At 71.7% G+C, this 10163-nt stretch carries 9 protein-coding genes; 1 reads left to right on the top strand and 8 read right to left on the bottom strand.

Annotated elements, in window-relative coordinates:
* Positions 1-647 (top strand): LolA family protein (locus tag CKO28_RS25055; protein ID WP_200343718.1); only part of this gene is annotated, 647 nt, incomplete at its 5' end.
* 11 nt (positions 648-658) lie between these two features.
* On the opposite strand, the gene CKO28_RS25050 is transcribed toward CKO28_RS25055, so the two are convergent.
* The 8 genes from CKO28_RS25050 to CKO28_RS25015 all read right to left on the bottom strand — a co-directional run.
* Positions 659-1894 carry an ABC transporter permease gene (locus tag CKO28_RS25050; RefSeq protein WP_200343716.1) on the bottom strand — a complete coding sequence of 412 codons (1236 nt, stop codon included), beginning with the start codon at positions 1892-1894 and terminating at the stop codon, positions 659-661.
* Positions 1891-2889, bottom strand: coding sequence for an ABC transporter permease (locus CKO28_RS25045; protein ID WP_200343714.1), 999 nt, complete (start codon positions 2887-2889; stop codon positions 1891-1893). Before CKO28_RS25045 ends, CKO28_RS25050 begins: the two co-directional genes overlap by 4 nt.
* Before the next feature lie 11 nt (positions 2890-2900).
* Positions 2901-4910 (bottom strand): ABC transporter substrate-binding protein, encoded by a 2010-nt coding sequence (locus CKO28_RS25040; RefSeq protein ID WP_200343712.1) that lies wholly within the window; start codon positions 4908-4910, stop codon positions 2901-2903.
* Complete coding sequence (locus CKO28_RS25035; RefSeq protein WP_200343710.1) at positions 4907-6826, bottom strand: ABC transporter ATP-binding protein; 1920 nt, start codon at positions 6824-6826, stop codon at positions 4907-4909. The genes CKO28_RS25040 and CKO28_RS25035 overlap by 4 nt, the downstream gene beginning before the upstream one ends.
* Positions 6823-7422, bottom strand: coding sequence for a hypothetical protein (locus tag CKO28_RS25030; RefSeq protein WP_200343708.1), 600 nt, complete (start codon positions 7420-7422; stop codon positions 6823-6825). The genes CKO28_RS25035 and CKO28_RS25030 overlap by 4 nt, the downstream gene beginning before the upstream one ends.
* Entirely contained in the window at positions 7419-8621 is a 1203-nt protein-coding gene (locus CKO28_RS25025; RefSeq protein WP_200343706.1) for a glycosyltransferase family protein, read from the bottom strand. The genes CKO28_RS25030 and CKO28_RS25025 overlap by 4 nt, the downstream gene beginning before the upstream one ends.
* A gap of 4 nt (positions 8622-8625) precedes the next feature.
* Positions 8626-9228, bottom strand: a complete 603-nt coding sequence (locus CKO28_RS25020; RefSeq protein ID WP_200343704.1) for a histidine phosphatase family protein — start codon at positions 9226-9228, stop codon at positions 8626-8628.
* The coding region (locus CKO28_RS25015; RefSeq protein WP_200343702.1) for a glycosyltransferase family 4 protein at positions 9225-10163 on the bottom strand (939 nt) is incomplete at its 5' end. The genes CKO28_RS25015 and CKO28_RS25020, both read right to left, overlap by 4 nt.

Genomic DNA, 10163 nt, shown 5'->3' with positions numbered 1-10163 from the left:
CACTGGCCGCGCCCACCCTGCCGGCCGCCGCGCCCGGCGAGACCCAGCAGGCCGCCACGACCGACCGGCTGAGCGCGCAAGCCCGCCGCACGGTCGCGCGGGTCGAGCAATACCTGACCGGCATCAAGACGCTGCACGGCCGGTTCGCGCAGTCCACCTCGAACGGCGGGCAGGCGACCGGGGAGGTCTGGCTCGAGCGCCCGGGCAAGCTGCGCTTCGAGTACGATCCGCCGAACGACATCCTGATCGTCTCCAACGGCAGCATGCTGCTGTATTTCGACCGCGAGCTGGGGCAGACCAGCTACATCCCGCTGTCGCAGACGCCGCTCGGCTTCCTGGTGAAGGAAACCGTCGACCTGCGCAACCTCGAGGACTACCACTTCGCCGGCCTGGACCGCGGCCAGGGCGAGATCGCCGTCTGGGTGGCGCAGGACGGCGTGGAGGCGGGCCAGCCGGGCTCGCTCAGGCTGGTGCTGCAGGCCGAGCCGCTGGCGCTCAAGGGCTGGCGAGTGGTCGACCAGCAGGGCACGGTCACCCGCGTCGCCCTGAACGGCGTCGAGACCGGGGTGGCGCTCGAGGACGACCTGTTCGACTTCGGCGAGATCGAGGGCCGGCCGATCTTCAACAACAACCGCCAGGGCCGGTGACGGCCGGACCGCTACCCGTACGGGTCCGCGGCGTCGCGCAGGCCGTCGCCCAGGAAGTTGAACGCCAGCACCACCACGATCACCGGCACCACCGGCAGCATCAGCCAGGGGTAGAGCGCGACCACGTTGATGTTCTGCGCCTCGCTCAACAGCACGCCCCAGCTGGTGATCGGCGGGCGCAGGCCGAGGCCCAGGAACGACAGCGCCGTCTCGCCCAGGATCATGGTCGGGATCGACAGCGTGACGCTGGCGATCAGATGGCTGGCGAAGCTGGGCAGCAGATGGCGGAAGATGATCCGCGGCGGGCGCGCGCCCAGCAGTTGCGCGGCGGTGGCGAAGTCCTCCTCGCGCAATGACAGCAGCTTCGCCCGGACCGCGCGCGCCAGGCCCGGCCAGTCCAGCAGCCCCAGGATCACGGTGATCCCGAAATACACCCACAGCGGGCTCCAGGTGACCGGCAGGGCGGCCGACAGCGCCAGCCACAGCGGGATCTCCGGGAACGCCCGGATGATCTCGATCGCCCGCTGCGCGCCGACGTCGACCCAGCCGCCGTAATAGCCGGCCGCCCCGCCGATCGTGATCCCGAGCAGGAACGAGATCGCGATCCCGACCAGCCCGATGGTGAGCGAAATCCGGGCGCCGTAGACGATCCGCGACAACATGTCCCGGCCCAGCCGGTCGGTGCCGAGCAGGAACAGCGTCCCGCCCTTGGCCGGGCAGACCAGGTGGAAGTCGGCCTCGACCAGGCCCCAGAAGCGGTAGGAATCGCCTGAGCAGAAGAACCGCAGCGGCTGCACGTCGGTCCGGTCCGGCGTGTACTCGCGCTTCAGGTTCTCCATGTTGAGCTTGTAGTCGTAGCCGTAGACGAACGGCCCGACGAACTCGCCCTCGTGGAACAGGTGGAGACTTTGCGGCGGGGCGTAGATGTGGTCGGTGAAGCGGCTGTGCAGGTCGTACGGCGCGATCGCCTCCGAGACCAGGGTGGAGGCGTACAGCAGCAGCAGAAGCACCCCCGAAGCGACCGCCAGGCGGTGGCGCTTCAGCTTCCACCACATCATCCGCCATTGCGAGGCGCGGTAGAGCCGCTCCTGCTCCGGCGTCATCGGGGTTTCCTCGGCCGGCTGGAACGGTGCGTCGTCGACCGTGTGCGGGATCTGCCCGCGCGCCGGACCGCCCAACCGGGCGCCCGGTTGGGCCCCGCTTGGGCCGGATGCGCCGTTGCCGTCCTGGCCGGTCGTGCTGCTCATCGCGCGGCCTTCCCTTCCAGCCGGATCCGCGGATCGAGCGCGGCCAGCGCCAGGTCGCTCAGCAGCATGCCGACGACGGTGAGCAGCGCCAGGAACATCAGGAACGAGCCCGCCAGGTACATGTCCTGGCTCTTCAGCGCGCCGATCAGCATCTGCCCGGTGGTCGGCAGGTCGAGCACGACCGAGATGATCGCCGCGCCCGAGACGACCTGCGGCAGCAGGTTGCCGATGTCGGCGATGAACGGGTTGATCGCCAGGCGCAGCGGGTACTTCAGCAACAGCCTGCCGGGCGAGAGGCCTTTCGCCCGGCCGGTCACGACGTACTGTTTCTGCAGCTCGTCCAACAGGTTGGCGCGCAGCCGGCGGATCATCGCGGCGGTGCCGCTGGTGCCGATCACCACCACCGGCACCCAGAGGTGGGCGAGCACCGACCCGACCTTGCCCCAGGACCAGGGCTGACCGACGTACTGCGGATCCATCAGCCCGCCGATCGAGGTGCCGAACCAGATGTTCGCGGCGTACAGCAGCAGCAGCGCGAGCAGAAAATTCGGCGTCGCCAGCCCCAGGAAACCGATGAAGCTCAGCGTGTAGTCGCCGATCGAGTACTGCCGCACGGCGGTGTAGATCCCGATCGGGAAGGCGACGGCATAGGTGAACAGGATGGTGACGATCGAGATCACGAAGGTCAGCAGCAGCCGGTCCCCGATCAGCTCGGACACCGGCAATTGGTATTCGAAGCTATAGCCGAGATCGCCCCGTAGCAGACCGCCGGCCCACATCAGGTACTGCCGCCACAGCGGCTCGTCGAGGCCGTACTTCTCGCGCAGATAGGCGATCCGTTCGTTGTTCACGCCCTCGCCCTGGGCGGCGAGCTCGGCGACGTAGGTCGACAGGTAATCGCCCGGCGGCAATTGGATGATCACGAAGATGATCACGCTGATCGCGATCAGCGTCGGCACCATGGTGATCAGGCGGCGGACGGTATAGGTGAACATGCGCGGCCGGCCTACCCGTCGCCCGTACGCGTACGGCCGTACGCGTCTTGCCCGGCAGCGCCGGCGGTCTCGTCATGCGTCGCCCACCAGAAGGTGTCCGGCCGGTAGATGCCGAAGAACGATCCTGGATCCCAGTTGTACAGCCCTTCCTTGGGAACACCGCGCAGACGGCTGTGGACCACCACCGGCTGCGGCACGTCGGCGATCAGGCCGATGGTGTACTGCTGTTCGGCGTTGATCCGCAGCATCTCGTGCCAGATCGCCCGCCGGCGCGCGCTGTCGCGGGCCGCGTACCATGCCTTGTACAATTCCAGCAGCCGGCGCGGCTCCGCCATGTCGACCGGTTCGCCGGACCGGCCGCCGGTCTGGTAGTACTGCCCCCACTTCGACCACTGGTAGCTGTACTGGTCGACCGGGGCCAGCTCCCTTGGGCTCATGTCCGCGGTCGGCACACCGTTCTCCAGGCCCTTCCAGATACCCATCACGCTGTCCCCGGCGAAGGTGCGCCGCCGGAAGACCGCGCGCTGCGTGGCGTTGGTGTGCAGACCGACGCCGACCTTGCGCCAGCTGTCGGCGATCAGCTGCAGCAGGTCCGCTTCCTCGGTGCTTTCGCCGGCGCTCTCGACCACGATCTCGCAGCGCCGGCCGTCGGGCAGCCTGCGGTAGCCGCGGTCGTCGCGGTCGGTCAGCCCGATCTCGTCCAAAAGCGCGTTCGCCCGGTCCACCGCGAAGTCCGCCCAGACCTGCCGGTAGTACTTCTTGTACAGCGGGCTGCGCGGCAGCACGGTGTTGTTGCCCTCCAGCGCCAGGCCGTAATAGATCACCTGGTTCAGCTCATGGCGGTGGATCGCCAGCGACAGCGCCCTGCGGAAGCGCGCGTCGCGAATGACCTCCCGCCAGACCGGGTCGTTGGCGTTCAGGTTGGGGTAGAGCGCGTGCTTGGAGCCGTAGGCCGGCTTCCACAGCCGGACCTCCAGCGGGAAGCGGTCCTCCGCCGCCTTCAGGAAGGTGTAGTTGTCGAACCGGATGTAGCGCGCCTGCAGGTCGCTCTCCCCCGCGCCGGTCTTGGCGGGGATGATACCGGGCGCGGCGATCTTCACCACCAGCCGGTCGATGTAGGGCAGCTGCCGGCCTTGCGGATCGACCCGGTGGTAGAAGGGATTGCGTTCGAACACGAAGCGCTGCGCGGGCGGCCAGGTGGTGTTCACCCAGGGCTGCAGGGTCGGCAGGTCCGGATTGTCCTGGTCGTACAGGCTATCGAGATAGGTGTGCAGGTCGGCCCAGTCGCGCTGGTCGTATTCGGCGACCCGCGCCTGGAGCGCGTCCGTGGGCGCGTAGTCGGCGTGGAACCGCTTCATGTAGTGCGCCGGTCGGTAGAGGTAGAGCGGCAGCGCGCCCGCCAAGTCGTGCAGGAAGGTCGGGTTCGGCTTCGACCAGGCGTAGACGACCGTGCGCGCGTCCGGAAAGCTGACCCGCGGCAGCTCGCCGTCGATCCGCAGCTTTCGCGGCGGGCCGGCCGGGTAGAGCTGCGGGTGGTTGGCCACGTCCTCCCACCAGTAGCGGAAGTCCTCGCTGGTGAACGGGTGACCGTCGGACCAGCGATGACCGCGGCGCAGGCGGATGGTGAAGATCCGCCCGGCCTCGACCGCGATCTCCTCGGCGAGGTCGGGCACCAGCTCCAGGTCGCTTGAATAGCCGATCAGCCGGCCGTAGCCGTAGACCGCGATCTGGCTGAGATCGCCCGGCGTGCCCATCAACAGCCGCAGGTCGCCGCCGTAGCGCCCGGACGCCTGCCAGGGCCGATCCAGCGTCTCCACGCGCGGGGTCGCGGGCACGCGCTCGGCCATCGGCGGCAACGCCCCGGCGGCGACGCGTGCGCGCAGGATCGGCGGCTCCTGGCCCGTTGCGCCCACGCGCGCGGGCAGGCCGGGCGCGAGCCGCAGCGCGGCCAGCGCCGCCGCGCCGCCGAGCAGCAGCTGGCGTCTCGACAGCTGGCGTCGCGAAACTGCTGGCGCGGTCATTGCGCGGCCTCCATCGGCTGCGGCGCATGGGTCGCGCGGACGTAGTGGCCGCGGCCCAGGTCGATCAGGTGCGGCGGCTTGGCGCCGCTTGCGTCGTGGCCGAACGGCGCCGGCCAGAGCGCCGGGTCGGAGACCCGCTCGCTCAACAGCGCGCCCAGATCCAACCGGCGGTTCGGGTCCGGCGCCGGCACCGCCTGCAGCAGCGCGCGGGTGTAGGGATGGCGGGCGTCGCGGAAGATCAGCTCGCGCGGCGCCAACTCGACCAGCTCGCCCTTGCACATCACCGCGATCCGGTCGGCCAGATAGTCGACGACCGCCAGGTTGTGGCTGATGAACAGATAGGTCAGGCCGAGTTCGCGCTGCAGGTCGCGCAGCAGGTTCAATATCTGCGCCTGGATCGAGACGTCGAGCGCGCTGACCGGCTCGTCGCAGATCAAAAGATCCGGTTTGAGCGCGAGCGCGCGGGCGATGCCGATGCGCTGGCGCTGCCCGCCGGAGAAGGAGTGCGGGTAGCGCTGCAGGTGCTTGGGCTCCAGGCCCACGACCTGCATCAGCTCGGCGATCATCTCGCGCCGCCAGGCCTTGTCGCCGACGCGGTGGATCGCGAACGGCTCGCCCAGGATGTCGGCCACCGTCATCCGCGGGTTGAGCGCGGAAAACGGGTCCTGGAAGATGTACTGCACCTTGCGCCGGTAGCCGTCGAGTTCGGCCCCCTCGAGCGTCAGGACATCGCGCGCGCTGCCGCGGTCGTCGAAGGTGATCCGGCCCGAATCCGGGGCCAACGCGCGCATGATCGCCTTGGAGACGGTCGACTTGCCGCAGCCGCTTTCGCCCACCAGCCCCAGGCACTCGCCGTGAAGGATGGTGAAGGAGACGTCGTCGACCGCGGTGATCCGCTGGTCCTTGGCGGCGAACCAGCCGCTCTTGCGCAGGCCGAACGTCTTGGTCAGCCCGTCGACCGTGAGCAGCGGCCGGCTGCCGTCGACCGGGGCGCCGCCCCGCGCGCCCGCGTCGCCCGCCCACAGCCGGCTGCCCGGGGTGTGCGCCACCGCGCGCAGCGGCTGCAGCCGCTCGCCGGGCGCCATGTCGAAGCGCGGCACGGCGGCCATCAGGGCCTTCAGGTAAGGGTGGCGCGGGCGGTGAAAGATCGCGTCGCGCGGGCCGCTTTCCGTCACCCGGCCGCGGTACATCACCACGACCTCCTCGGCGACGTTCGCGACCACGCCCAGGTCGTGGGTGATCATCAGCACCGCCATGCCGAGTTCGCCCTGCAGATCCCGGATCAGCTTCAGGATCTGCGCCTGGATGGTGACGTCGAGCGCGGTCGTCGGTTCGTCCGCGACCAATAGCGAGGGCCGGCAGATCAGCGCCATCGCGATCATCGCGCGCTGCCGCAGGCCGCCCGACAGCTCGAAGGGATAGGTCGTGAGCGCGCGCCGCGGGTCCGGGAAGCCGACCAGGCGCAGCATGTCGCGGGTCAGCTCGCGCGCCTCCGCCCGGCTGACGTCGCGGTGCAGGCGCAACGCCTCGCCGACCTGGTCGCCCACCGTGTGCACCGGGGAGAGCGAGGTCATCGGCTCCTGGAAGATGATCGAGATGCGGTCGCCGCGCAGGGCGCGCATCTCCGGCGAACGCGCCGGCAAGGCAGCGATGTCCACCGGCTGGTCCCCGTTGCCGCCGGGCGCGGCGACCTTGGGGTCGTCGAACAGGATCCGGCCGCGGTCGATCCGGGCGGCGCGCGGCAGGATGCCCATGATCGCCTGGCCGGTGACCGACTTGCCGGAGCCGGATTCGCCGACCAGCGCGACCGTGCCGCCGACCGGGACGCGGAACGAGACGCCGCGCACCGCCTCGACCCGGCCCGCCATCAGGCCGAACGAGACGTGCAGGTCGTCCACGCGCAACAGGTCGCTCATCCCAGTTCCCCCGCCCACGCGCGGTCGTGTGGCCCGGGGGCGGCCGCGTCCCCGACCGCGCGGGCGAACGCGGCGATCCGGGGCGGCGGCGCCAGGTCGCCGTCGGCGTCGATGCCGAAGGCCTGCATGTTGACGATCGTCGGGGTGTCGAGCCGCAGCGCGTTGGCGCGCGCCGCCGCACCGGCGCGCCAGACCAGGTAGTCGAAGCCGGTCAGGCCGCTTTCGAACGTCAGCCGGCTGCCCGGGGCGCGCAGTTTCAGCTGGTAGAAGCCTCCCTCGGCCTTGCGCTCGCGCTTGCTGCCGTAATAGCGCAGCCGCACGGCCGTGACCGCGTCCCACGCAAGCGATTGGGTGGCGAGCGCGCGCCGGCTGATCCCGCTGGGACGCACCTCGACCCGGGTGATCTGGCGGGCGGCGGTGCGCGCGCCGAAGCCGGCGAACAGAAGCGTCAGCCCGCCGACCGACAAGCCGAGCGTCCAGCCCACCGGGTTCGCCGCCAGAACGCTCGCGCCCACGCCCACGCCGAATGCGGTGCGCAGATAGTCGCCCAGCAGCGTTCCAGGCGGGTAGTGCAGCGTCCGTGTCGTTTCGTTCACCAGTCCTCCGTTGGCCCGTGCGCCGGCCTCTCGCTCCCGCGCGGCGGCAGCGTAGCAGCGAACGCGCCCAAAATCTGCGCCGACTTCGCCACGCCGGCCAGATTAAGCCCGGCCGGCGCGCGGTGCGCCGTCCCGGCACGCCTGGCGAGCGCATCGTCCACGGCGTGTGCCAGCCGTTCGGGGGTCAGCCCGGCTTCCGGCAGGCAGGTCACGCGTCCCGTCGCGGCCAGCCGGTCGGCCCGCAGCGCCTGCTCCCGCTCGCCGCCGTCGCCCTCGAACGGGACCACCACCGCCGGCACCCCGGCGGCCAGCAGTTCCGTCACCGTGTTATAGCCGGCCTGGCTGACCGACAGCCGGCAGCCGGCCAGCAACCGGGCGAAGTCGGGCCGGTTGCGTTCGACGGTCGTGCCGGCATCGGCGGCATCGCGGATCGCCTCGAACGCGCGCTCGGGCAGGTTGGGGCCCAGCAGCACCCGCCAGGGCGCGCCGCCGGCCAGCCGGCTGAGCGCCCGCGCGCGCACGGCCGCGTGGCCCAGCGCGCCGCCGACCGCCCCGCCGCCGGTCGACACCAGCAGTTCGCCGCTGGCAAGCACGCCGCGTGGCATCTCCGGCACGACGTAGCCGGTGTAGACCAGCCGGTCGGCAAGTCGTTGCGCCGCCGGAAACGTCTCGTCCAACCGCGCCACCTGCGGGTCGCCGTGGACCAGCACGCGGTCGACGTACCGGTCGACCAGGTCGATCGCCCAGTCCGCCTTCGCCGGATCCGGCGGGTTCAAGAGGTCGCGCAGCGAGACCACGACCCACGGCCGAGGCGTGCGCGCCCGCGCGGCCTGCAGCAGCGGCAGCAGTTCGAAGCGCAGGCCGCGCCGGCCGAACGGGAACAGTTCCAGCAGCAGGACGCGCGGGCGTTCGCGCGCGAACAGCGCCAGGGTAGCGTCGCGCCGGCGCGCCTTCCAGGCGTCGTCGACCGGCCGCCCGTCGGCGTCGGCCAGGTTGGAGAAGCTGGCGTCGCCGGCGCGCGCGGCCGGCAGCTGCCGCAGCCGGGCGCCGCCGGTTTGCAGGTCCGCGACCGGCAGCCCGCCGCTGGCCAGCACGGTGTCCAGGCCGACCGCCGCGCAGCCGGCCGCGATCCGGCTGGCGCGCTGCAGATGGCCGATGCCAAGCAGGTGCTGGACGTGGATCATCACGTCGGCGGCCATCGTCCTAGCCTTCCGTCGGCGCGGCGGCCGCAAGCGGCCGGTTGAGCGCGGCGACCGTCGGCGTGCCGTCGGCCGCCAAATCGAACAGCTGGACGCAGCCGTCGTGCAGCTTGTCCGGCGCCGCCGCGCGCATGTCCCAGCCGGTCGCCAGCGCGTAGACCGCGCGGATCACCCCACGGTGCGTGAGGGCCAGCGTATCCGCGCCGCCGTCCGCCAGGCGCGTCAGCAGCGGCCCCAGCCGGGCCTGCAGGTCGCGCGGACTCTCCCCACCCGGCGGGCGGAAGTCGAGGCCGCGGCCTTCCCACCGTGTCATTGCGCTGCCGTAACGCTTCCGCAGCTCGGGCAGGCGCTGCCCCTCCCAGGCGCCCCAGGACCGCTCGGCCAGCGCGGGCTCGATTCGCTCGGGCGGCAGACCGAGCAGCGCGGCAGTCTCCCGCGCGCGGGCGAGCGGGCTCGCAAGCACCTGATATCCCGCGAATTCCGCCGGCAGCCGCCAGGCCCGCACGGCCGCCCGGCCCGCCTCGGACAGGGCCACGTCGGTGCGGCCCTGGATACGCTTCTCGGCGTTCCAGGCGGTCGGGCCATGGCGGATCAGCGCCAGCTTCATGCCAGGACCCCCGTCACCTCGGCAAGCACGCCCGCTACTCGTTGCGCCGCCGTATCGATCGTGTGGTCGCGCGCGATCTTGGCCCGGGCGTTCCGGCCCATCGTCGCCCGCGTTCCGGGATCGTCGAGCAGCCCGGCCACCGCCCCGGCGAACGCGGCCGGGTCGTGGCGGGGCACGAGGCGGCCGGTCTCGCCGTCGCGAAGGATCGCGGAAACCCCGCCGAAATCGCCGCAAACGGCGGGAATCCCGGCTGCCTGGGCTTCCAGCAATGCCATCCCGTACGCCTCGTTCACCGCCGGCCAGACGAACAGGTCCGCGCTCGCCAGCGCCCGCACCGTCGCCGGCGCATCCGTTGCGCCTGCGTAACGAACACGCTCGGCCATGGGCGCGAACGCGGCTTCGACCCGCGGGCGTTCCGGCCCGTCGCCCAGCACCAGCAGCTGCCACGGGCGCGCCGGCAGGCGGCCGAGCGCGTCCGCGAGCGCGCGGTAGGAGGCGAGCTTGTCGCCCGCCCGCATCATCGCGACCGCGATCAGCCAGGGCTGCGCCGGATTCAGACCGTAGGCGGCGGCGGTGCCGGCGCGGTCCGGGGCGATCCGGTCGAGATCGGTGGTGTCCAGGAACGGCGGCAGCGTCACCTGCCGCACGCCGGCCGGCAGGGACGCGGCGTCGGCCGGGTTGATGGTCAGCACCGCGGCCGCCTGCTGCAACGCCGCCGCGACCTGCCGGTGCCCGGCGTCCCAGGGCCCCCCGGCGCGCTTGGGCGCGTGCGACGCCTCGGCGACCAGGTAGGGAATCCCCAGCATCTCCGCCGCCGCCGGGCCGATCCAGTCGGGCGCCTTGTAGTACAGGTGGTAGGTCAGCCAGACGTCCGGCCGCGCGCCGGGCGGCCGGGCGCGCACGCGGCGGACGTAACGCGCCGCCAGCGCCGGCTG

Source organism: Rhodovibrio sodomensis (assembly GCF_016583645.1).
Classification (GTDB): domain Bacteria; phylum Pseudomonadota; class Alphaproteobacteria; order Kiloniellales; family Rhodovibrionaceae; genus Rhodovibrio; species Rhodovibrio sodomensis.
The sequence above is the reverse complement of the archived record's forward strand: the minus strand, read 5'-3'. Positions and strand labels throughout refer to the sequence as shown.